The sequence below is a fragment of the Actinomadura sp. B10D3 genome, from assembly GCF_039871695.1.
GTDB classification, from domain to species: Bacteria; Actinomycetota; Actinomycetes; order Streptosporangiales; family Streptosporangiaceae; genus Spirillospora; species Spirillospora madurae.
Window position 1 is genome coordinate 157,933 of sequence record NZ_JBDPLY010000011.1, and the last position, 20,829, is coordinate 178,761.

Here is a 20,829-nt window from a genome sequence, read left to right on the forward strand (position 1 = left end):
CGGCCGTCGCCACGTCCGGTCGGTCGGCCGGTGCCCGCATGGGTGTAGCGGCCGCGAACCACTGCGCCGCTTCGGCGTAGGTGCGGACGGTCTTCGGGGACTTCCCCTCGGCGTTGAGGTGGAGGGTGAACGAGTTGATCGCGGGCTGGAAGGTACCTGCTCGGAGGTCCTTCGGGCGCCGCGTACGGGCGGTACCCATCGGGAGATAGTACGGTGATCAACCCGTTACCGGTGTTTTCGCTGGTCAGAGGACCAGGTGGGCAGGGGCGGGGTCGAACCGCCGACCTTCCGCTTTTCAGCTATAACAACACCCCTGCCGCGCGAGCATCGATCGAGGTTGGACGGTGGGCGAGATGTGCCGACGGTAGGGGTCGAATGCCGTTGTTGCTGTCACCGTTGCTGTCAGCTGGCTTGGCTCTGCGCCACCGGGCCGACTCGAAGCGTCCTGAGGGTGGTTGGGTCACGCTGCTGCGTGCTCGCCAACGGTGATGGTGAACGTGGTGTGCATGGCCTTGGCGATCCGGTCCAGCATCGCCAGGGTTGGCACACCTCCACCGCCCTCAATGCGCGACAACGCGGGCTGTGTGATGCCTGCGAGCTCGGCCACCTCTGCCTGGGTGAGCCCCAGTTCCCTGCGGCGCTCGCGGATCATGTCGCCGAGCCGGAGGTCAAGGCCGGCAAGGTCGTACTCGGGGTGGCTGGGTGCTCCCTCGCGCAGCCGCCGCTCACGGTCAAGCTTCCAACGGGTGTGCCCGGCCATCACTCGCTCCTTTCGTAGACATGGTCTGCTGGTCCTGTATGGGACGTCTCGCAGACCCGTCGTGCGTTCACTGCTCGCTCCACGTCCCGTGGTTGCGCGTCGTTGCGAACCTTCTGGAACACCGTCAGTAACACGATCAAGCGGCCAGGCCCGGTCGGTAGCCAGTACGTGATTCGCCAGGCCGTGTCCTCCAGGTGGACGCGCAGTTCGCGGACTCCGTCGCGTAGTGCCTTGGTGTGGTCTCCATCGAGCATGTCACCTCGGTCGACCAGGTAGTCGTCCACGTTGCGCATGACGCGCTGATACTGGGCGAACGTCAGCGTGTCCAGCCACGTGACGACCTCAGGCTCCATCTCGATCTCGAACATACGATTGATGATATATACCATCGACGGTAAGTCTCGAAACCGAGTCTGTCCAGCCCCGAATCCGTTGGTGGCCCTGGCCGGGGGCGATCTATGTGCGATGATCCTCGACCGTCCGCCGTGGGGCATCGCTCGTTGCTGTCAAAACGAAGCCCCGGGCCTGTTGGCTCCGGGGCGTTTCTGCTGGTCTAAGAGGTGGGCAGGGCGGGGTCGAACCGCCGACCTTCCGCTTTCAGAAGTGGCAACCGCCCGGCGGCCGCCCTGTCGACCGAGGTCAGACGGTGCCCGACGTGCGCCCGCGGTGCCGGTTGGTTGCCGTCGTTGCCGTCAGGGTTGCCGTCACCGGTCGGTGTCCTTGGGATGGCGCGGGGATGCGTGGACGATCCAGACTGTACGGTCGTCATCGTTGATCACGTAGCGGACTCGTCCGCCGCTCGTGACCTCGTACTCCCATTGTTCGAGGTCCCGACCGTTGTGCCGGTGCGTGGCGAGGTCTCCGCGGAGTCGGTGCTGGCGCTCGTGGTTGGCGCGGGAGCGCGGCTCCGCGCGTAGGGTCTCCAGGCATCGGCGTGTGTTCGACAGAGCGAGACGGCATAGCTCTTCCCAGCCTCGTACCGCCTCGCTGGTGCCGAACCGGACATCCCATTGGTCGTCTGGCGGTGGGACGGTGACCCTGTCGCCTCGCTTGGGGCTCAAGGCGTTACCTCAACTGGACCGAAGTCACCAGAGGTCGCCCGAAGGGCTTCCTCGTGTTGCGTGGGATCTGCCTTGATTCGGGCGGTGGCGCGCCAGCCGGTGATGACCTCTTGAGCATTCGTGTCGAGATCGAGTTCGGCGGCGTCGGACAGGGCGTCGATCAGCTCCACGGTGAAGGCGCGGACCTCTTCAACGCTCAGGTGACGGATCCAGGGGAACACGTCGGGCATGGCAAGGAGCAGAGCCCGAGCGCTCGGATCATGCTTCATGAGCGCCAGAAAGATCCGTGACGCGGTCGTCAGACTCTCATCGCGCTGCTCTTCCCGGTCAGCGGCCGTGAGGTAGAAGTCGGGGGCATCGCGGTGGGTGACACGCAGCCGGCCGAGGCGCGCGGCGCGCTCGGCTACGGACTTGGGGTTGCGCGACAAGTCTGAGAAGGTCACTGCGTCCGCTGCGGTGCTCATGCCACCATCATACTCAGATCACGTTCTGAAGTTGACGTTGCAGGGTGCCTCGGTGCGTGATCCTGGCTCCTTCGCTGCGCGAGAGACCACGCTTCGGGGCGGCGCCTCGTCGGCCTTGCGCTGATGTGTGATGACCGTCTGCCGTCGCGGAAGCTGCGTTGCCGTCAAAAACAACGCCCCGAGCCGTGGGGCTCCGGGGCGTTTTCGCTGGTCTAAGAGGTGGGCAGGGATAAGCGGATTGTGTTCGCCCGGCAACCTGCCACGCTGCGCTACACAGTAGCTACCCGCTGCATGTCGTGGCCATGCCTCCCACGCAACTACCCGCGCCGTCCACACCAGACTCGTCACGTAGGGTCACGCCGGCTCCGATGCACCTTCGTACGGTCAGTCGACCTTGAGAGCGGGCTTCTTGTAGCTCACGATCTTGTCCCCCATGGGGCCGCCCTTCGGAACGAACGTGACCGTTTCCAGCGTGAGGGCGCACACCGCCGCGGCCCGCCGAATGCCGTCAAGGTCGCTCACATACTCATGCAGCACGCGGAGCAGGTCCCAACTGCCCGACCGCATTTGGAACCTGCCGAGGCCGGGCACGTCGAGTAGACGGAAACTGGTGCTGGTGTCGGGCTTGGGACCCCGCCCAGCCTTGGCCTCGGCCTTCCGATCTGCCAGCAACTCAGGGCACCCACACGGTTCACCCTTCCGATCGTCGGCCAAGGACTCCGCGCCGTCACAGTGGTGAATGATCACGCCACCGATGCTCCAGAGCTTGAGGTCGGACCCGATGGCGTCCGCGCCCGTGACGACGACCCGCACGGAATCGGCGTCCGCGGCTGACGCCGGACGACGCCCCCGAGGTGACCGTCCTGCAGCGGTGCTGCTGGGTGGACGGGGCCCTCGCCAATGACCCTCTGACCGTCCCCGCGCTGCACGAGTCCGGGGAGCAAGTGCGTGACTGGCTCGCGGCCCGCCTCACCAAGGACCCACTCCCCACCGGCTCCTGAGCACGCCGGGACGCGGCCAGCGGTGGCCGGAACCGGGCCATCGGCTGCGTCGCTGATGTGGCCGGCGTGCTGGGGTGGAACGGCTGGAGCTGTCCGATCAGCACACGGTCGCCCCCATGGGCGACTGTGGACGTGCCCACGTGCCGCATGATGCGGTGGTCGGGGGATGCGCGCTCGAAATGATGCCCTCGGTCGAGGGAGCAGGCTGTGAATCGGCGGGTCCTATCCCAGCTCCAACTCTTGCATGCATAGCTGCATGCTGTTTAGCATACGGCAATGTCCTCCGAGAGTAGCCCAGGTCACATTCCCCGCAAGGCCGCGGGCGCTGAGCCGGGCCGAGCCGCCGGGGCCTCGTCCGCGACCGTGCGCATCGAGTCCGTCAGCAAGGAGTTCGCAGGACGCGCCGTCGTTGACGATGTCTCACTGGACATCGGCCGCGGCGAGGTGGTCGCGATCATCGGGCCGAGCGGCGCCGGGAAGAGCACGCTGCTCCGCTGTATCAACCTTCTGGAGACCCCCACTCGCGGGCGCATCCTCGTCGACGGGACGGAGGCCTGCGGCCCGAAGGGCTGCCTTACCGGCAGAGATCTGGCTGACCTGCGCCGCCGCGTCGGCATGGTGTTCCAGTCGTTCAACCTGTTCCCGCACCTGACGGTGCTGCGGAACATCTCGCTGCCCCAGAGGCGTGTCCTCGGCCGAAGCCAAGCCGATGCGGACGCCAGGTCGATGATGCTGCTGGAGCAGGTGGGGCTCGCCGACAAGGCGGGCGCGCATCCGAGCCAGTGCTCAGGAGGTCAGCAGCAGCGCATCGCCATCGCACGTGCGCTGGCACTGGATCCGACCGTCATGCTCTTCGACGAACCGACCTCCGCGCTCGACGCCGAGTTGGGCCTGGACGTGCTGGCCGTCATGCGGCAACTCGCCTCTGATGGCATGACCATGATCGTGGTGACGCACGAGCTGCCCTTCGCGGAGGACGTGTCCGACACCGTGGTCGTGATGGCCGACGGCCGGATCCTGGAGTCGGGACCCCCGAAGAACCTTCTCCGCGAACCGGCTCATCCCCGGACCCGTCGTTTCCTACGGGCGATCCTGGATCGGTGAGATCATGGATCATCTCACGGTCCTCGCGGAGGGCATCCCGGGCACTCTCCTCATCACGTTCGGCTCGCTTCTCATCGGTGTGGTCGGCGGCGTCCCGCTCATGTTGCTGCGGCGTTCGCGTCTTCTTCTGGTCCGCGCTCCGGTGCAGTTCGTGGTGGACCTGCTGCGTGCGGTCCCGCCGGTCGCATGGTTGTTCTTCATCTACTACGGACTCGCGCAGGACGTTATAAAGCTGGAGAAGTTCACAGCCGGGATCCTCGGGCTCGGCATGGTCTCCTGCGCCTACATGGCAGAGGTCTACCGCGGTGGTCTTCTGGCGGTCGACAAGGGGCAGTGGGAAGCCGCGCGTGCACTGGGAATCAGTGAGGCGCGGGTTTTCGCCGAGATCATCGCCCCGCAGGCCATGCGCGCCGTCGTCGCACCCGCCACGAGTTTCGCCATCGCCCTGCTGAAGGATTCCTCGATCGTCTCGATCATCGGCGTCGTGGAGATCACCTACCTGGCGAACACGCAGACCCAACTGACCTTCGAGGGGCTGACGATCTTCACTATCGCCGCCGTCCTGTACGTCGCGCTCAGCGTCCCGCTCGCACTGTTCTCACGCCGGTTGGACCGTCGCTTCAGAGTGGGGTTCGCGCGATGAGCGGGCTACTCGCCGACTGGGCGGAACAGTTTCCCACGCTTCTGAAGGGGCTTCTCGTCAATGTCGAGTTGACGGTGGCGAGTCTCGCGGTCGGACTCCCCCTCGGCCTGCTCCTTGCGGTACTGGCTTCGTCCTCGCACGCTCTTCTCAGGATCTCGACGATCGCCGTCGTCGAGGTCGGACGGGGCACTCCGGCGCTGGTGCTGTTGCAGTTCCTCTACTTCGGGCTGCCACAGGTCGACCTCAAACTGGAATCCTTCGTCGCGGCCGTGGCGGGGCTGGGGCTGACGACCGCGGCGTATACCAGTGAGATCATGCGGTCGGGTATCCAGGCCGTCCCCGCCGGACAGCGAGAGGCCGCCCAGGCGGCCGGTCTGAGCCAGGTGGACCAGTTCCGCTTCATCATCCTGCCGCAGGGGCTGCGCATCGCGATGCCGCCGCTGATCAATTTCGCGATCCTCATCTTCCAGGGCACCACCCTGTGCTTCACCATCGCGGTGCCGGAACTGCTCAGCCAGTCGTACGCGATCGGGTCCCGGACCTTCCACTATGCGCAGTCCCTCGGGTTCGCAGCGGTGCTGTTCGCCGCGGTCACTCTGCCGGGCGTCGCCCTGGTGCGCGCCTTGGAGCGTCGTCTCGCTCATCCTTCCTAGTCTTCTGACCCTCCAACCAGGGAGTCTTCATGAACTGTAGAGGAATTGGCGGCGGGCTGCTCGCAGCAGTGGTGCTTGCCACGACAGTCAGCGGTTGCGGTGCCGGGAGTGGCTCGGTTCCTTCGGACTGCAAGGCGAAACACCAATTCGAGACCCTTGAAAAGGGTTTCCTTACGGTCTCCTCGTACACCTATTCCCCGGCCACCATCGTCCGCGGCGACACTCTGGAAGGCGTCGAGGGGGAACTGCTGCGCGAGGTGGCGAAGCTGGAATGCCTGGAGATCAAGCTCATCGAGCAGGCGGCGGCAGGCGTGATCCCGGCGGTGCAAGCGGGACGCGCGGACCTGGCGGCCGGTGACTGGTACCGCACCAGGGAGCGCGCGAAGGCTCTGAACCTCACCGACCCGCTCTACAGCGACGCGATGGTGCTGGTGTCGGAGGGCGGAACCGTCGCCACCGTGGACAACGTGGTCGGCAAGAAGGTGGGCACCTTCGAGGGCAACCTCTGGAACGAGGACATGAAGAAGCTGCTGGGCGGGAACCTGAAGGTCTTCCCCACCGAGGCGGCGATGTTCCAGGATCTCGCCGCGGGGCGTCTGCAGGTCGCCATCGATGGAGCGGCCGGAGCGACGAACATGATCAAGACGACCCGGAAAGAGAACCTGAAAATGCGGGTGCCGCCGGCGGATCCACGAGTGGCGGCGACCAGCTCGCCAGGTCAGGCGGGATGGCCGCACCGTAAGGGCAACGACGCGATGACCAAGGCACTCAACGAGGACATCGCCTCGCTCCGGCAGGAGGGCGTCATCGCGCGCGCGTTGAAGAAGTACGGCCTTCCGGAGAGTTCCGCCGACGTCGGGAAGCCGAACCTTCTGTGATCCGTCGTGTGACGTCCCTACACCGACATGAAGGGCAACATGATCAGCTGGAAAGATCTGTACATCGGCGGGCAGTGGGTCAGAGCGTCCGGTGCGGAGATCGCGGTCGTCAACCCCGCCACGGAGGAACCGGCCGGGGTCGTGGTCTCGAGTTCCGCCAAGGATCTGGACGATGCCGTGGCCGCGGCGCGCCGTGCGTTCGACGGATGGCGCACAGTGCCCGTGGAACGGCGCCTGGCGCACATCCTGGCGATCGCCGAAGGCATGCGGGAACGGCAGGACGAGCTGGTCCGACTGATCGCCACCGAGATGGGCGCTCCGGTGAGGCTGGGGCGCGGCGTCCACACCGGATTGCCCATCTCCGTCCTCGAGTCGCACCGGACGATCGCCGACTCGCTGCGGTTCAGCACCGAAGTGGGCAACTCGCTGGTGGTGAGAGAGCCTCGCGGCGTCGTCGCGGCGATCACGCCGTGGAATTTCCCGCTGCACCAGATCATCGCCAAGCTCGCCCCGGCCCTGCTCGCGGGGTGCACGGTGGTCCTGAAACCGAGCCTGGAGGCGCCGCTCTCCACGTACGCGTTGTGCCAGATCATCGAGCAGGCCGGCCTGCCGGACGGTGTCGTGAACCTCGTGATCGGCAGGGGCGCGGAGTCCGGCGAGGCGCTGGTGCGCCACCCGGGCGTCGACATGGTGTCGTTCACCGGTTCCACGGATGCCGGCAGGCGGATCGGATCCCTGGCGGCCGACCTGGTCCGGCCGGTGACCCTGGAACTCGGCGGTAAGTCGGCGAACGTGATCCTGGAGGATGCGGACCTGCCGGTCGCGGTCAAGGTGGGTGTGGCGAACGCCTTCATGAACGCGGGCCAGACCTGCAGCGCCTGGACCAGGATGCTGGTCCCCCGGTCCCGGCTGGACGTGACCCGCGAACTGATAGCGAAATACGCGGTGGCGAACGAACCCGGTGACCCTATGGACCCCGCGACCCGGATGGGCCCCGTGGTGTCGGCGCGTCAACGGGAATCGGTGCTGCGGTATATCGACGGCGCAGTCAGCGATGGGTGCGAGCTCCTGATCGGGGGAGTGGACCGGCCGCACGGTCTGGACCGGGGGTTTTATGTTCGGCCGACGGTGTTCGTCGACGTGCCACCCGATTCCCGGATCGCTCGGGAGGAGGTGTTCGGCCCGGTTCTCGCGGTCCTCGGCTATGAGACCGAGGAGGAGGCCCTCGAACTCGCGAATGATTCGAGTTACGGGCTCGCCGGTGCGGTCTGGGCGAAGGACCGGGAACGGGCGCTCGACTTCGCCAGGGAGATGGAGACCGGGCAGGTCGACGTCAACGGTGGGCGCTTCAATCCGCTGGCGCCGTTCGGCGGCTACAAACGGTCGGGCATCGGCCGCGAATTCGGAACCTTCGGTGTCGAAGAGTACCTGCAGGTCAAGTCGATCCAGCTGTAACGATGCAGTGGCGGCCGTCGGGGGGAGACGCGCTCCGGCGGCCGCCGTGGCAGGGCCTCGGCAGCCGCGTGCCTTCGCCACTTCCGGGCGATGTACGCCTCGGTCCGCAGGCCTCTCAACAGCCCGTATACCTGGACTCACCGCTTCCACGAGTTATATACTGTTCTGTATGCCGTCTCGTATGCAGAAGCTCCCAGCCTCGTTCGAGTACCTCTTCCAACCTCTCGATCTCGGTCCCCGGACGCTTCGCAACCGGGTTCAGGTGACCGCTCATACGACCCTCTATGTGGACGATCGGCAGTTCCCCGGCGCACGTGATGCGGCCTACTTCGCGGAGCGGTCCCGGGGCGGCGCGGCCCTGATGACCATGGGCACGTCGATCGTGCATTCCAGCTCGCCGCTCCCGTACGGGGTGTACCGGAACGTCGATGACGAGATCATTCCCAGGTATCGAGCCGTCGCCGATGCGGTTCACGAGCACGGCGGCCTCGTCCAGGCCCAGCTCGGGCACCTCGCGCAGCGGATCTACGACAGGCCGGAACCCGCATGGTCTCCCTCGCCGGTTTCGGTGCAGGGAGAGGGGCGCATTCCCCACGAGATGACCGTCGGCGAGATCGGCGAGGTCGTCGAGGCCTTCGGAGCCGCCGCCGCGCGGGCCATCCGGGGCGGAATGGACGGCGTGGAGCTCTCCTGCGGGCACGGCCAGCTCGTCAACCTTTTCCTGTCGCCGCTGACAAATCGGCGTACCGACGAGTACGGGGGGACGGCCGAGAGGCGAGCCCGTTTCGCTCGCGAGATCTTGCAGGCGATCGCGAACGCGATCGGTGACCAGCACATCATCGGAATCCGGGTCAACGCGAGCGACGAGATCGAGGGCGGGATGGACGAGCCCCAGGCGCTCGAAGTCATCGACCTGCTCGTGAAGACCGGAATTCCGAACTACGTCAACGTGTCAGCCGGATTCTTCGACTCGCCGATTCCGACGATGCACCACCCGCACGGTGTGATGGTGCCGTACGCGAGCATGGTCAAGCGGCGGGTGTCGCTTCCGGTGTTCGCGGTGGGGCGCATCGTCGACCCGGAGCACGCGGAGCAGGTCCTCGCCGAAGGCCATGCCGATGTGGTCGGGATGACGAGGGCCCATATCGCCGACCCGCACATCGTTCGCAAGACCCTTGAGGGGCGCAGGGACGAGATTCGCCCATGCATCGGCTGCGTGCAGATGTGCGTCGGGGAACTCCACAAGGGCAGGTCCATCGGCTGCGTCTACAACGCGGTGACGGGGCACGAGCGCGAGCGTGCCGAGGTGGAGACCACCCCTACCGCCACGGCGCGCCGCGTGGTGGTGATCGGCGGTGGACCCGGGGGGCTGGAGGCGGCCAGGGTCGCCGCCGCCCGCGGCCACGAGGTCGTCCTGCTGGAGCGTGACGAGCACCTCGGAGGCAAGCTCTCCGCGTGCGCGGCGGCCCCGGGACGTGGGGAGTTCGGCAGAGCCAGGGATTGGTGGGTCTCGGAGATCGACCGCTTGGGGGTGGACGTCCGGACCGGTGTCTCGGCGGACGTCGCCACGGTGCTCGACCTGGATCCGGCTGTCGTGGTCGTGGCGACCGGCGCCGTGTCGGCGTCCGGTGACTGGGGGAGGTTGGGCGCCCTCGGCGCCGCCGAGGTGATGGCCATGCCCGAGCCGCCGTCCGGACGTGTCGTGGTCGTCGACGAGGACCACCGCGGCCAGGCCTTGTTCGTCGCCTCCCACCTCCAGGCCAAGGGCGCCACCGTCGCCGTGACCTCCTCGCGTCCGGTGGTGGGGGGCGACCTCGAACACCACACCCTGGAGGACGTGTACAAGGACCTGCTGGACGGAGGCGCCGAGCTGCTGCCCGGATGGGCCCCGGTCGATCTCCGCGCGGGGAACGGCTCCTCCGTCCTCCGGTTGCGCAACGTGTTCACGTCCGCGGAGAGCTCGCGTCCGGTCGATGCCGTGGTCACCACGGGCGCCCGGCCGGACGATTCGCTGGCCTACCGGCTCAAGGAGCACACCGAGGTCCTGCTCGTCGGCGACGTGCTCGGTCCCCGGCGTGTCGAGTCCGCCGTGCAGGACGCGTTCACCGCGGCCGCCGCTATCTAGAGGGAAGACATGGAATTCACGACCTTGAACAAATCCTCCGACCTGTCGTCCGGGCTGGGCTTCTCCGACCTGGAGGCCGGCGGCTTCGAGCAGATCGTCGTGGCCAGCGACGCCGCCGCCGGGATGAGGCTGGTGGTGGCCATCCACTCGACCGCGCTGGGGCCGGCCGCCGGAGGGCTTCGCATCTGGCCCTATGCCTCAGAACGGGACGCCGTCGTCGACGCGATGCGGCTGGCGCAGGGGATGACGCTGAAATACGCCGCCGCCGGCGTCGACCTCGGCGGGGGCAAGGCGGTTCTCGTCGGCAAGCCGCTGGGCCCCGTGGAGGGCGAAGCCAGGATGCGTGCGGTGGGCAGGGTCGTCGAGAGTCTGGGCGGCCGCTTCCGCATCGGGGCCGACGTCGGTTCGACGCTCGACGACATGGAGCACATCTTCACCGAGACCGACCACGTCAACACGCTGCCGGAAGATCTCGGCGGCGTGGGCGACATCTCCTACGCGACGGCACGCGGCACCGTGGCCGCGATGCGCGCGTGCGCGGAACGCGCATGGGGGCGCGGCGACCTGCGCGGCCGCCGGATCGCGGTGCAGGGGCTGGGGATGGTCGGTGAGAAGGCGGCCCGCATGCTGGCGGACCAGGGCGCTGAACTGATCATCGCCGATATCGACGACGACCGCGTGGCGAGGGTGACCCGCGAGTCGGGGGCCCGGCCGGTCGCACCGGAGGAGATACACCGGCAGGACGTCGACGTCTTCGCCCCGTTTGCGCTGGGTGCCGTTGTCAACGACGACACGATCGGTGAGATCAAAGCTAAGGTGGTGGTCGGCTCGGCCAACAATGTGCTCGCCGAAGATCGGCATGCGCACGAGTTGGTGGATCGTGGGATCATCTACGGCGTGGACTTCATTGCCAACGCCGGTGGTGCCATCTACGATGCCGATCGCCTGCGAAAGGGAGGCTTTGTGGCCAGGCGGGCGCTCGCCAAGGTCGATGCCATCGGCGATCGAATCAGGCAGACCTTCCAGGTGGCGGACGCCGAGAGAATCACGCCGCTCGGCGCGGCCTATCGGTTGGCGGAGCGCCGACTCGCAGATTTTTCTGCCAAGCGGGCCGGTGCCTGCCGATTCGGTTAATACAGATTATAGTTGTGAGGAGAGGGTTATCGGAATGGGTTCCGAAGCCTCGCAGAAAAGCGAGTCCAATCGGTTCCAGGAGCTTCATCAGCGGCTTCGAGAGGCGATAATAACCGGGGAGTTCCGGCCGAATGAGCGGCTGGTCGAGGCCGACCTTGCGGAGCTTCTCAGTGTGAGTCGCACGCCGGTCCGCGAGTGCCTGCAGCGCCTTGTGGCCGAGGGACTCGTGCGCCGGGTGCGCCGCGGGTGGGTGGTGCACGAGCACACCCCCGAGGAGATCCGCGAGATCTACGACGTACGCGCTGGGCTGGAGGGATGGGCCGTCCGACTCGGGACCATGCGGGCCACCGACGAGGAGCTCAAGGTCGTCCGGAGCGTTCATGACGAGGCCGCCCGCCTCGACGTGAAGGAACTGCGGGCGCGTGCCGTGGAGCTGACCAGGTCGTTTCATGACCACATTCTGGCGACGTGCAAGAACCAGCGCCTGCTCGCGTTGATCCAGCAGAGCCGCGAATACTACTTCAACACCCGGCTTGCCGGGACGTATACCGACGAGGAGTTGCTGGAGTCGATTCGTGGTCAGCAGGCGATAGTGGACGCGATGCTGGCCCGGGACGCCGAGCGTACCGAGCGGCTGATGCGTGAGCACATAGAGGAGGCGCGGGACACGATGCTGTCCAAGCCGATGTAAAAAGGGCGGGCGTCCCGTGTACAATCTTGCATACAAACTGGTATGCTTGAGTAATGCGTCAGTCAACTGACCTAGACATGCGGGACGACCTGGTCGAGGCGTACCGCCTTATGACCCTGATGCGGCGCTTTGATGAGAAGGCGACCAGCCTGCAGCGCCAAGGAAGACTCGGGACCCTTTCCATCGCGCACGGGCAGGAAGCGGCGATTGCCGGAGCCGTGCTGGAGCTCGATCCGGGGCGGGATTGGGTGGTGCCTCAGTACCGTGAACTCACCGCCCTCACCCGCCATGGATTTCCACTCGCGAACGTATTCTGCCACTATTTGGGCAATCCCGCCGGCGATGCCATTCCAGAGGGTGTGCGCATGCTGCCGGTGCAGATCTCGCTGGCCGCGCAACTCCCGCATGCCGTCGGGCTCGCCTGGGGAGAGCGGCTGAACGGCACCGACGGCGTCGTGCTGGCCTTCTTCGGCGAGGGCTCCTCGTCCGAAGGCGACTTCCACGAGGCATGCAATCTGGCCGGGGTGGTCAAAGCTCCGGTGGTCTTCCTCCTCCAGAACAACGGCTGGGCGATCTCCACTCCCCGATCCCGGCAGACCGCCGCGGAGACCTTCGCGTCGCGCGCACCCGGGTACGGCATCCACGGCGACCTGGTCGACGGCAACGATCTCGTCGCCGTCCGGCAGACGGTCGGCGACGCCGTCCGGCGTGCTCGGGCGGGCGAGGGGGCGACCCTCATCGAGGCGGTGACCTACCGGCTGGGACCGCACAGCACCGCGGACGACCCCACGCGGTACGTCCCCGAGGACGAACTTGCCAGGGCGCGGGCGAACGACCCCGTCGACCGGCTCCGGCAGGACCTGTACGAGCGCGGCTGGCTCGACGTTCAGATAGATGACGCGATCGACTCGAAGGTGCGCGCCGAGATCGCGGCCGCGCTCGCCGAGGCGGAGCGGGTGCCGCGGCCGGCCCTCGCCGACCTGATGGCGCACGTATACGCGAATCCGCCGGCCCGGCTGGCGGCTCAGATCGCGGCGGAACGGAGGCGCACCGATGCATGACGTCAGCATGGTCGAGGCGATCCGCGCGGCGCTCGGCGACGAACTGGAGCGGGACGAGCGCACCATGATCCTTGGACAGGACGTCGGCCTCTCCGGCGGAGTGTTCCGTGCCACCGACGGCCTGCAGGCGAGGTTCGGCGCGCACCGGGTCGTCGACACGCCGCTGGCGGAAGGAGTGATCGTCGGAAGCGCGGTCGGCCTCGCGGTGGCGGGCCGGATCCCGATCGTCGAGATCCAGTTCCTCGGGTTCACCCATCAGGCGTTCCACCAGATCTCGGATCAGGTAGCGCGCATGAGATGGCGCTCCCGGGGACGGTACGGCGTCCCTCTGGTGATCCGAGCGCCCTTCGGAGGCGGGGTTCGCACCCCGGAGATGCACGCCGACGCGCTCGAAGCGAAGTTCGTCCAGTGCCCTGGCCTCAAGGTGGTGGCGCCGGCGACCGTGGAGGACGCGTACGGCTTGCTGGTGTCCGCGATCCGGGACCCGGATCCGGTGCTCTTCCTGGAACCGCTGCGGGGCTACCGGCTGGTGAAGGGCGACCTCCCGGCACAGGGGCACGTCACCGGCTTCGGGAAGGCGCGCGTCGCCCGGCGGGGCGAGCATGTGACGGTCCTCGCGTGGAGCGCCGCGGTGCAGGTCGCCGAGCGGGCCGCCGAGACCGTCGCACGCGAGGGGATCTCTTGCACGGTGCTGGATCTGCGAACGCTCGTCCCCCTTGACGAGGACACGATTCACGAGCACGTCGCCCGTACCGGACGTGCCGTCGTCGTGCACGAGGCCCCCCTGACCGGGGGTTTCGGCGCCGAAGTGGCAGCCACCGTCAGTTCGGGAGCGTTCTACAACCTGGAGGCCCCCGTGGAACGCGTCACAGGTTTCGACGCGCCGTACCCCGTGGGCCCGCTGGAGGAGGACCACCTCCCCAACGAGCGCCGGGTGGCCGATGCGATCCGGAAGGCGGCGACGACACCATGAGACGGACGTTCATGATGCCCGACCCCGGCGAGGGGCTCGCCGAAGCGGAGATCATCTCCTGGCATGTCGCCGTCGGTGAGCCGGTCGCGGAAGATCAGGACCTGGTCAGCGTGGAGACGGCGAAGGCGGTGGTGGTCCTGCCGTGCCCGAGTGACGGCGTCCTGGTGGAGCGGCATGGCGAGACGGGGGACACCGTCTCGGTCGGTGACCTGCTCGCCGTCTTCGAGGAAGCCGCTCCGGCCGGGGAGGCCCCGGTGGCGGAACCTCCCGCGGCCGTACCCGTGCACGCCGAACCGGCGGAGACCGCGTCGTCCGCGACCACGGAGGGCGCGGACCCGCGTCCTGGGCGGCCGACCGCGTCGCCCGCCGTCCGGCGGCGGGCACGCGAACTCGGCGTCGACCTCGCGACGGTGCGGGGGTCCGGTCCCGCCGGCAGGATCCTCGCGTCCGACCTCGATCGATGGCCACCTGAACGATCCGGGACCCGCCCGGAAGGATCCGCCGCCGACACCCCGGCCTCGCCAGAGCCCTCGTCCCCGACGGCCGAGACCATCGAGACGCCACTGCGGGGCCTTCGCCGGACCATCGGGCGGACCATGTCGGCCGGCTGGCAGACCATCCCGCACATGTTCGACCTGCGGGAGGCCGACGCGAGCGGGCTGCTGGCCGGCCGTAACGCCCTGCGGGAGCGGGCCCGCCGGGCAGGGGACGACGATCTCGCGCAGGCCCTCACGCCGTTGGCCCTGCTGGTGAAGATCGCGGCCGTGGCGCTCGCGCGCACGCCCGAGATCCACGGCTATGTGGACGAGGATCGCCAGGTGATCGTTCACCACCGGCGCTGCCACCTGGGGATAGCGGTGGCCACACCTGACGGCCTGCTCACACCGGTGCTCGCCGATGTGGACCGCCGGCCCCTGGCCGACCTCGCGAAGGAGCTGAGGGGGCTCGGCGAGGCGGCCCGATCACGGACCCTGACCCCTCGGCAGATGTCCGGCGCCACCTTCCTGGTCAACAACCTGGGTCCGCTGGGCACCCACTTCGGAACCCCGCTCATCCCACCGGGCCTGGGCGGGAATCTCGGGTTCGGCCGGATCGTGGAGCGGCCGGTCGTCCGGGACGGGAAGATCGCGGCCGCGCCGGTCCTGCCCCTGTCGATCTCGGCGGACCACCGCCTGGTGGACGGCGATGTCTTGGCCGCCTTCGCCGGAACGGTCGCCGAGCTGGTCGAGAACCCCGTCCTGCTGCTCGAAGGGTTGCGCTGATGGTGGTCGGTGAACTGGCGGAAGGGATCGACCTCCTGGTGATCGGAGGCGGCCCCGGGGGGTACACCGCTGCGGTGCGGGCGGCCCAGCTCGGCCGCGACGTGGTTCTCGTCGAGCGCAACGGCGGCGAGTCGGGGCTCGGCGGCGTGTGCCTGCACGTGGGGTGCATCCCGAGCAAGGCGCTGATCGAGCTCGCCGGCGCCCGGGGGGTGCTGCGGCGCCTGTCGTCCAGGGGTCTGGTCGTCGGCGACCCCGGTGTCGATCTCGCCGCCTTCCAGAAGGACAGGACCGAGACCGTTTCGCGGCTGGCCCGGTCGATCCGCCGGTTGCTGACCGGCGCGGGTGTCCGGGTGGTCCACGGCGAGGCACGGCTCACCGGACCCCGCCGTGCGGTCGTGCGACGTGACGGAGAAGCCTCGATCTTCTTCGAGTTCCGGGACGCCGTCGTGGCGGCGGGCTCACGCCCGGCGGAACCTCCCACGCTGCCGCGCGACGGCTCCCGCGTCCTGGACTCCACCGACGCCCTGGCCCTGCGGGAGCTTCCCCGGTCCGTCGCGATCGTCGGTGGCGGTGCGATAGGCCTGGAACTGGCGTCGGCGTTCCATGCCCTGGGCTCCAGGGTTTCGGTCGTCGAACTGGCGGACCGGGTGCTGTCCGGCATGGACGCGAAGATCTCCCACGTGGTGCAGCGTTCGTTCAAGCGGCGCGGCATCGACGTTCACTGCGACGCGCGGGTCGTCGGCGACGATGGCGCGCGGCTCCTCGTCACCGGGACCGGCGGCGAGCGACGCCTGGACGTGGACGCCGTGGTGGTCGCCGTCGGCCGGAAGCGGAACGTCGAGGACCTCGGCCTGGAGGCCGCTGGTGTGGCGGTCCTGGCGGACGGTGAGGTCGCCGTCGACGGTCAGCGGCTGGCGGCGCCCAACATCGCGGCCATCGGCGACCTCACGGAGGGGCCTTCGCTGGCGCACAAGGCGATGGCGGAGGCGCTGGTTGCGGCGGAGGCTCTCAGCGGGAGGCCTTCGGTCTTCGAGCCGATGGCGATACCGAGTGTCGTCTACACCGATCCGGAGGTGGCGGTGGCCGGTCTCTCGGAACAGGCGGCGCGGCGGAACGGGGTCGACGTGGCGATCAGTACCGTACCGATGAGCGTGTCGGCGCGCGGCGCGACGATGGGACACGGTGAGGGCATCGCGCGGATTCTCGCCGACCGGGGCTCCGGGGTCGTGATGGGCTTGCAGCTCGTCGGCCCGCACGCCTCGGAACTGATCGCCGAAGGTGTGCTGGCCATCGAGATGGGCGCGACGCTCGAAGACCTTGCGCACACGATCCACGCTCACCCGACGCTGAGTGAGGCCGTGTTCGAATCAGCACGTCTGGGTTACGGCGCGCCACTCCACGGCTCCATGTGACGACGGCGTCCAGCCGGGGCGCCTCGGCCGTCCGGCCTGCGCGGCACCGAACGCGGTGACTCGTGCGGCCGTGGCGGTACGGCAGGCGGGAACGCGCCGGGAGGCCGGATCTCCGGCTTCCCGGCGCGACGGGATCACCAGCCTCCGTAAGCCAGCCAGCCGCCGTCGACCGGCAGCGACGTTCCCGACAGGTGCGGTGAACGGGCGAGGAATGCCACGGTGGCCGCCACCTCCTCGGGCGTGCCGAGCCTCCCCATCGGAGTCCGGCGTTCGAGTTCCTCGTTGCCGCCGCCCTGGACACTCGCCGCCATCGTGGTCTGGATGTAACCCGGATCGATCGTGACGGTGCGGACGCCTCGCGCCTCCCACTCCCGGGTCAGCATCGCGGTCAGCCCGTGAAGGCCGTGCTTGCTGGTCGCGTAGGAGGCGCGTTGCGGCATCCCGAGGTTCGCCCACATCGAACCGACATTGATGATCGTTCCACCGCCGCGGGAGAGCATGTGGATTCCGGCTTCGCGGGCGCAGACGAAGGCCCCGAGCAGGTTCGTGGAGAGGATCCGGGTCCACTCGTCCAGTCTCAGCTCGGTGCTCGGCGCCTCCTCGGCGATGCCGGCGTTGTTCACCAGGAGATCAAGGGCGCCCAGGTGGTCCACCGCCTGCGCGACGACGTGTTCGGCGGTGGCGGGGTCCGCGACGTCCCCCACGACGGCGACGGCGTGGTCGGAGCCGCCGAGGGACCGGACCGCGGCGTCGGCACGATCGGCGCTGCGTGAGTTGACCGCGACCCGCCACCCGTCGGCGACGAGTCGGTGTGCCATCGCGAGGCCAAGTCCTGTGCTGGATCCGGTGATGAGGGTGGTTGGCATACGAATTAGGATGCCATACAGTGTGCAAACATGTCGACAAATCCTGATGTCCTGCTCGTCGCATCTGGCGGCCCGTTGCCGCGCGGTATCGAGGCCGCGCTCGGGACCCACGCCGCCAGGGTCTCGTCGATCGATCTGTCCGCCACGCCGGCCCCCGGTGAGGTCGAGCGGGCGCTGGCGGACCACCTGGCCCGTGTCGGAACGCCGACCGTGCTGGTCAATCTGCTGCATGCGCAGGAACCGGGGAGCCGACCGGAGGAGATCACCAACGCGGCACTGGAGCGCGGCATCGCCGTGAACCTCACGCGGACTCTCCTGACCTGCCAGAAGGTGGGCCAGGCGATGATCGAGGCGGGCGGCGGCACGATCGTGGTGGTCCTCGCCGGGGCGGCGGACGACCCCGTGTCGAGTGTCACCGACACGGCCGCTCGCGGTCTGGTCCGGGTGCTCGGCGTCGAGTGGGCGCCTCAGCGGGTACGGGTGGCGGCGGTGTCGCCAACGGGCGCGCCCGGTGCCGGTAGGGACGCCGCCGTGACGGAGACCGTCGGTTTCCTGATGAGCGAAGACGCGTCGTACGTGACCGGTGCGATCGTTCCAGTGCGAACAGCGGTACCAGGAGCGAGCTGATGAGCACGGTGGTCTCGACCGCCCATGACCTCCTGGCGCTGGTGGGCCAGGACCTCGGTGAGACCGAGTGGGTCCCGGTGGACCAGGAGTCGATCGACGTGTTCGCTCGCGTCACTCGGGACGAGCAATGGATTCATGTCGACCCGGTCAGGGCCGCCGACGGGCCGTTCGGCACCACGATCGCGCACGGTTTCTTCACGCTGTCGCTGTGTTCGCATTTCTTCGACGAGCTCCTGGTGGTCGGCGACACGGCGATGGTCGTCAACTACGGCCTCGACCGGGTGCGGTTTCCCAGCCCGCTGTCGGTCGGCGCCCGGATCCGTGCGGGCGGGACCCTGATACGGGTCGATGAGCGCGGGGGACCGGTGCAGACCGTCACCCGGATCACCATCGAGGCCGATGCTTCCACCAAGCCGGTCTGCGTGGCCGAGCTGGTGAGCCGCTTCTACCCGGCGGAGGCGTCCTGATGGAGTTGAGGTACGCGCCGCGCCTGCCGTTTCCCGTCTCCGTTCTCGGATACGGGATGTGGGGGATCACCGACTGGACCTCTGACCAGGCGGAGAATCCGGAACGGGCACTCGACCACGCGGTCGAGTCGGGATGCACCTTCTTCGACACGGCGCTGTACTACGGCGCCGGGCGCTGCGAGCAGGTGCTCGGCAGGCTGCTGCGAAGGCACCCAGGGGTGCCGTTGCGCGTCGCGACCAAGGTGCCGCCACGCGATGGCCGGTTCCCGGCCCGGGCGGGCAGCGATCTGCGAGAGGTGTTCCCCACGGAGCACATCCTGGAGTGCGCCCGTACCAGCATCCGCAATCTCGGCGTCGAGACCATCGACCTGCTCCAGTTGCACGTGTGGACGGACGACTGGGCGGACCGCGACGAGTGGCGCACCGCGGTGGAGCGCCTGAAGTCCGAGGGCAGCATCAGGGCGTTCGGGATCAGCGTGAACCGCTGGGAGCCGGAGAACGTTCTGCTCGCTGTGCGGACGGGACTCGTCGACTCCGTCCAGGTGATCTACAACATCTTCGATCAGGCGCCCGAGGACCACCTGTTCCCCGCGTGCGAGGCGGCGGGGACGGCGGTGGTCGTGCGGGTGCCGTTCGACGAGGGCTCGCTCACCGGGCGCCTCGACCGCTCGACCCGATTCCCCGATTCCGATTGGCGGCACGGGTACTTCACCCCCGCCAACCTCGCCGCGACCATGGATCGGATCGACGCCTTGCGGGCGGATCTGGGCCCGGATGCCGACCTGCCGCGGACGGCGTTGCGGTTCGCCATCTCCCACCCGGCGGTCACCACGGTCATCCCTGGCATGCGTCGTGTCGGGAATGTGGAGCGCAATGTCGCCGCGGTGGCCGCGGGGCCCCTCGACCCCGACACGCTGCGGCTGCTGGCGCATCACCGCTGGGACCGCCGGCCCGGCTTTCTCGAATCTGTCGCGCCCGGAGGCGGTAAATGAAGCCGAGCATGAAGCGTTCGATCTTCTCTGCGGACCATGAGGAATTCCGAGGAACCGTCAAGACCTTCGTCCAGCGGGAGATCGCGCCGAGACAGGAGGAGTGCCGTAGCGAGCGCCGGATCCCCCGAGAGGTCTGGCTGGGCGCGGGTGAGCAGGGATTCCTCGGTCTCCCCGTCCCTGCCAGATATGGGGGCGGAGAGGCGGACGACTACCGTTTCCACGTCGTCCTGGCGGAAGAGCTGGCCGGTGCGGCTCTGGCCTTTGCTTCCAGCGTCGGCATTCACACCGACGTGGTCGCTCCCTATCTCATCGAACTGACGAGCGAGGAGCAGCGGGAACGGTGGCTGCCGCGGTTCTGCTCCGGCGATACGGTGACGGCGATCGCGATGACCGAGCCCGGTGCGGGATCCGACCTGGCGGCGCTGCGCACCCGGGCGGTACGCGACGGTTCGTCGGGATGGCGCCTGACCGGCTCGAAGATCTTCGTCACCAACGGTTACCACGCCGACCTCGTCCTCGTCGCGGCACGAACGGGAGACGGGCGGCGCGACATCTCGCTCTTCGCCGTGGAGTCCGGGGCGGAGGGATTCACCCGGGGGCGAAAGCTGGACAAGGTCGGCCAGCCCGAATCGGACACCGCCGAGCTCTTCTTCGAAGACGTCCCGCTCACCGACGGGAACCTGGTCGGGCCCCTGCACGGCGGGTTCCGCGCGATGATGGACCGGCTGCCGCAGGAACGCCTGAACAGCGCCGTCATCAACGTGGCGCACGCGGCCGCGGCGTTGGAGGCGACGCTGGCGTACGCCGCCGGACGCACGGCGTTCGGCGCGCCGATCGGTTCCTTCCAGTACAACCGTTTCCTGCTGGCGGAACTGGTCACCAAGGTCGACGTAGCGCGCGCGTTCGTGGACCGCTGCGTGGAGGCGCACCTGCAGGGTTCCCTGTCCGGGGTCGACGCGGCGAAGGCGAAATGGTGGAGCGCGCAGACGCAGAACGAGGTCATCGACGCCTGCGTCCAGATGCACGGAGGCTATGGCTACATGCGGGAGTACGAGGTCGCGCGTGCCTGGCTGGACGCCCGGGTGACCAGGATCTGGGCCGGATCGAACGAGATCATGAAGGAGATCATCGGCCGGGATCTCGGGTTCGGTGCACCCGCGAAGCACCGGTGAACACCCTCCCGTGACCGTGGGGGCCATG

The 20,829-nt window shown here is 68.2% G+C and carries 22 protein-coding genes; 17 read left to right on the forward strand and 5 right to left on the reverse strand.

Annotated elements, in window-relative coordinates; genetic code table 11:
• Window positions 1-460: 460 nt before the first annotated feature.
• The 4 genes from ABGB11_RS18655 to ABGB11_RS18670 form a co-directional block, all read right to left on the reverse strand.
• A complete protein-coding gene (locus ABGB11_RS18655; protein ID WP_132199239.1) occupies window positions 461-760 on the reverse strand; it encodes a helix-turn-helix transcriptional regulator in 300 nt (99 codons plus the stop codon).
• Window positions 760-1,128 (reverse strand): type II toxin-antitoxin system RelE/ParE family toxin, encoded by a 369-nt coding sequence (locus tag ABGB11_RS18660; RefSeq protein WP_347634384.1) that lies wholly within the window; start codon window positions 1,126-1,128, stop codon window positions 760-762. The genes ABGB11_RS18655 and ABGB11_RS18660 overlap by 1 nt, the downstream gene beginning before the upstream one ends.
• A 689-nt stretch (window positions 1,129-1,817) precedes the next feature.
• Window positions 1,818-2,285: a hypothetical protein gene (locus ABGB11_RS18665; protein WP_347634386.1), complete on the reverse strand. Its 468-nt coding sequence runs from the start codon at window positions 2,283-2,285 to the stop codon at window positions 1,818-1,820.
• Window positions 2,286-2,669: 384 nt separating this feature from the next.
• Window positions 2,670-3,098, reverse strand: a complete 429-nt coding sequence (locus ABGB11_RS18670) for a hypothetical protein (protein WP_347634388.1) — start codon at window positions 3,096-3,098, stop codon at window positions 2,670-2,672.
• Window positions 3,099-3,139: 41 nt separating this feature from the next.
• Between ABGB11_RS18670 and ABGB11_RS18675 the strand changes: the two genes are divergently transcribed.
• From ABGB11_RS18675 to lpdA, 13 genes are all read left to right on the forward strand, one after another.
• Window positions 3,140-3,286, forward strand: coding sequence for a hypothetical protein (locus ABGB11_RS18675; protein ID WP_347634390.1), 147 nt, complete (start codon window positions 3,140-3,142; stop codon window positions 3,284-3,286).
• A gap of 276 nt (window positions 3,287-3,562) precedes the next feature.
• Complete coding sequence (locus ABGB11_RS18680) at window positions 3,563-4,390, forward strand: amino acid ABC transporter ATP-binding protein (RefSeq protein WP_347634392.1); 828 nt, start codon at window positions 3,563-3,565, stop codon at window positions 4,388-4,390.
• A gap of 4 nt (window positions 4,391-4,394) precedes the next feature.
• The gene (locus ABGB11_RS18685; RefSeq protein ID WP_347634394.1) at window positions 4,395-5,033 is read left to right on the forward strand and encodes an amino acid ABC transporter permease; all 639 of its coding nucleotides are present in this window, start codon (window positions 4,395-4,397) and stop codon (window positions 5,031-5,033) included.
• Window positions 5,030-5,686 carry an amino acid ABC transporter permease gene (locus ABGB11_RS18690; RefSeq protein WP_347634396.1) on the forward strand — a complete coding sequence of 219 codons (657 nt, stop codon included), beginning with the start codon at window positions 5,030-5,032 and terminating at the stop codon, window positions 5,684-5,686. Before ABGB11_RS18685 ends, ABGB11_RS18690 begins: the two co-directional genes overlap by 4 nt.
• A gap of 29 nt (window positions 5,687-5,715) precedes the next feature.
• A complete protein-coding gene (locus tag ABGB11_RS18695; protein ID WP_347634398.1) occupies window positions 5,716-6,564 on the forward strand; it encodes a transporter substrate-binding domain-containing protein in 849 nt (282 codons plus the stop codon).
• 27 nt (window positions 6,565-6,591) lie between these two features.
• A complete protein-coding gene (locus tag ABGB11_RS18700) occupies window positions 6,592-8,019 on the forward strand; it encodes an aldehyde dehydrogenase family protein (protein ID WP_347634400.1) in 1,428 nt (475 codons plus the stop codon).
• Window positions 8,020-8,200: 181 nt separating this feature from the next.
• Window positions 8,201-10,144 carry an FAD-dependent oxidoreductase gene (locus ABGB11_RS18705; RefSeq protein WP_347634533.1) on the forward strand — a complete coding sequence of 648 codons (1,944 nt, stop codon included), beginning with the start codon at window positions 8,201-8,203 and terminating at the stop codon, window positions 10,142-10,144.
• A gap of 9 nt (window positions 10,145-10,153) precedes the next feature.
• Window positions 10,154-11,278, forward strand: a complete 1,125-nt coding sequence (locus tag ABGB11_RS18710) for a Glu/Leu/Phe/Val dehydrogenase dimerization domain-containing protein (RefSeq protein ID WP_347634402.1) — start codon at window positions 10,154-10,156, stop codon at window positions 11,276-11,278.
• 34 nt (window positions 11,279-11,312) lie between these two features.
• Entirely contained in the window at window positions 11,313-11,969 is a 657-nt protein-coding gene (locus ABGB11_RS18715; RefSeq protein WP_347634404.1) for a GntR family transcriptional regulator, read from the forward strand.
• A 77-nt stretch (window positions 11,970-12,046) separates the two neighbouring features.
• A complete protein-coding gene (locus tag ABGB11_RS18720; protein WP_347634406.1) occupies window positions 12,047-13,030 on the forward strand; it encodes a thiamine pyrophosphate-dependent enzyme in 984 nt (327 codons plus the stop codon).
• Window positions 13,023-14,003: an alpha-ketoacid dehydrogenase subunit beta gene (locus ABGB11_RS18725; protein WP_347634407.1), complete on the forward strand. Its 981-nt coding sequence runs from the start codon at window positions 13,023-13,025 to the stop codon at window positions 14,001-14,003. The genes ABGB11_RS18720 and ABGB11_RS18725 overlap by 8 nt, the downstream gene beginning before the upstream one ends.
• Entirely contained in the window at window positions 14,000-15,265 is a 1,266-nt protein-coding gene (locus ABGB11_RS18730; protein ID WP_347634409.1) for a dihydrolipoamide acetyltransferase family protein, read from the forward strand. Before ABGB11_RS18725 ends, ABGB11_RS18730 begins: the two co-directional genes overlap by 4 nt.
• Complete coding sequence (lpdA, locus tag ABGB11_RS18735; RefSeq protein ID WP_347634411.1) at window positions 15,265-16,677, forward strand: dihydrolipoyl dehydrogenase; 1,413 nt, start codon at window positions 15,265-15,267, stop codon at window positions 16,675-16,677. Before ABGB11_RS18730 ends, lpdA begins: the two co-directional genes overlap by 1 nt.
• 134 nt (window positions 16,678-16,811) lie before the next feature.
• On the opposite strand, the gene ABGB11_RS18740 is transcribed toward lpdA, so the two are convergent.
• Complete coding sequence (locus ABGB11_RS18740) at window positions 16,812-17,543, reverse strand: SDR family NAD(P)-dependent oxidoreductase (protein WP_347634413.1); 732 nt, start codon at window positions 17,541-17,543, stop codon at window positions 16,812-16,814.
• A 30-nt stretch (window positions 17,544-17,573) separates the two neighbouring features.
• On the opposite strand from ABGB11_RS18740, the gene ABGB11_RS18745 reads away from it, so the two are divergent.
• From ABGB11_RS18745 to ABGB11_RS18760, 4 genes are read left to right on the forward strand one after another with little or no spacing between them, the layout of a single operon-like run.
• Complete coding sequence (locus ABGB11_RS18745) at window positions 17,574-18,170, forward strand: SDR family oxidoreductase (protein WP_347634415.1); 597 nt, start codon at window positions 17,574-17,576, stop codon at window positions 18,168-18,170.
• Window positions 18,170-18,637 (forward strand): MaoC family dehydratase, encoded by a 468-nt coding sequence (locus tag ABGB11_RS18750; RefSeq protein ID WP_347634417.1) that lies wholly within the window; start codon window positions 18,170-18,172, stop codon window positions 18,635-18,637. The genes ABGB11_RS18745 and ABGB11_RS18750 overlap by 1 nt, the downstream gene beginning before the upstream one ends.
• Window positions 18,637-19,629, forward strand: a complete 993-nt coding sequence (locus ABGB11_RS18755) for an aldo/keto reductase (RefSeq protein ID WP_347634419.1) — start codon at window positions 18,637-18,639, stop codon at window positions 19,627-19,629. The genes ABGB11_RS18750 and ABGB11_RS18755 overlap by 1 nt, the downstream gene beginning before the upstream one ends.
• Window positions 19,630-19,637: 8 nt before the next feature.
• Window positions 19,638-20,801, forward strand: a complete 1,164-nt coding sequence (locus ABGB11_RS18760) for an acyl-CoA dehydrogenase family protein (RefSeq protein ID WP_347634421.1) — start codon at window positions 19,638-19,640, stop codon at window positions 20,799-20,801.
• The last annotated feature ends 28 nt before the right edge of the window (window positions 20,802-20,829 follow it).

Excerpts from the sequence above, each read along its gene's own strand:
- ABGB11_RS18710 (WP_347634402.1), top strand. The coding sequence starts at position 10,154 with ATGGAATTCACGACCTTGAACAAATCCTCCGACCTGTCGTCCGGGCTG.
- ABGB11_RS18665 (WP_347634386.1), bottom strand. The coding sequence starts at position 2,285 with ATGAGCACCGCAGCGGACGCAGTGACCTTCTCAGACTTGTCGCGCAAC.
- ABGB11_RS18695 (WP_347634398.1), top strand. The coding sequence starts at position 5,716 with ATGAACTGTAGAGGAATTGGCGGCGGGCTGCTCGCAGCAGTGGTGCTT.
- ABGB11_RS18680 (WP_347634392.1), top strand. The coding sequence starts at position 3,563 with ATGTCCTCCGAGAGTAGCCCAGGTCACATTCCCCGCAAGGCCGCGGGC.
- ABGB11_RS18745 (WP_347634415.1), top strand. The coding sequence starts at position 17,574 with ATGTCGACAAATCCTGATGTCCTGCTCGTCGCATCTGGCGGCCCGTTG.
- ABGB11_RS18690 (WP_347634396.1), top strand. The coding sequence starts at position 5,030 with ATGAGCGGGCTACTCGCCGACTGGGCGGAACAGTTTCCCACGCTTCTG.
- ABGB11_RS18725 (WP_347634407.1), top strand. The coding sequence starts at position 13,023 with ATGCATGACGTCAGCATGGTCGAGGCGATCCGCGCGGCGCTCGGCGAC.
- lpdA (WP_347634411.1), top strand. The coding sequence starts at position 15,265 with ATGGTGGTCGGTGAACTGGCGGAAGGGATCGACCTCCTGGTGATCGGA.
- ABGB11_RS18655 (WP_132199239.1), bottom strand. The coding sequence starts at position 760 with ATGGCCGGGCACACCCGTTGGAAGCTTGACCGTGAGCGGCGGCTGCGC.
- ABGB11_RS18700 (WP_347634400.1), top strand. The coding sequence starts at position 6,592 with ATGAAGGGCAACATGATCAGCTGGAAAGATCTGTACATCGGCGGGCAG.
- ABGB11_RS18660 (WP_347634384.1), bottom strand. The coding sequence starts at position 1,128 with ATGTTCGAGATCGAGATGGAGCCTGAGGTCGTCACGTGGCTGGACACG.
- ABGB11_RS18750 (WP_347634417.1), top strand. The coding sequence starts at position 18,170 with ATGAGCACGGTGGTCTCGACCGCCCATGACCTCCTGGCGCTGGTGGGC.
- ABGB11_RS18705 (WP_347634533.1), top strand. The coding sequence starts at position 8,201 with ATGCAGAAGCTCCCAGCCTCGTTCGAGTACCTCTTCCAACCTCTCGAT.
- ABGB11_RS18730 (WP_347634409.1), top strand. The coding sequence starts at position 14,000 with ATGAGACGGACGTTCATGATGCCCGACCCCGGCGAGGGGCTCGCCGAA.
- ABGB11_RS18685 (WP_347634394.1), top strand. The coding sequence starts at position 4,395 with ATGGATCATCTCACGGTCCTCGCGGAGGGCATCCCGGGCACTCTCCTC.
- ABGB11_RS18760 (WP_347634421.1), top strand. The coding sequence starts at position 19,638 with ATGAAGCGTTCGATCTTCTCTGCGGACCATGAGGAATTCCGAGGAACC.
- ABGB11_RS18720 (WP_347634406.1), top strand. The coding sequence starts at position 12,047 with ATGCGGGACGACCTGGTCGAGGCGTACCGCCTTATGACCCTGATGCGG.
- ABGB11_RS18755 (WP_347634419.1), top strand. The coding sequence starts at position 18,637 with ATGGAGTTGAGGTACGCGCCGCGCCTGCCGTTTCCCGTCTCCGTTCTC.
- ABGB11_RS18715 (WP_347634404.1), top strand. The coding sequence starts at position 11,313 with ATGGGTTCCGAAGCCTCGCAGAAAAGCGAGTCCAATCGGTTCCAGGAG.
- ABGB11_RS18740 (WP_347634413.1), bottom strand. The coding sequence starts at position 17,543 with ATGCCAACCACCCTCATCACCGGATCCAGCACAGGACTTGGCCTCGCG.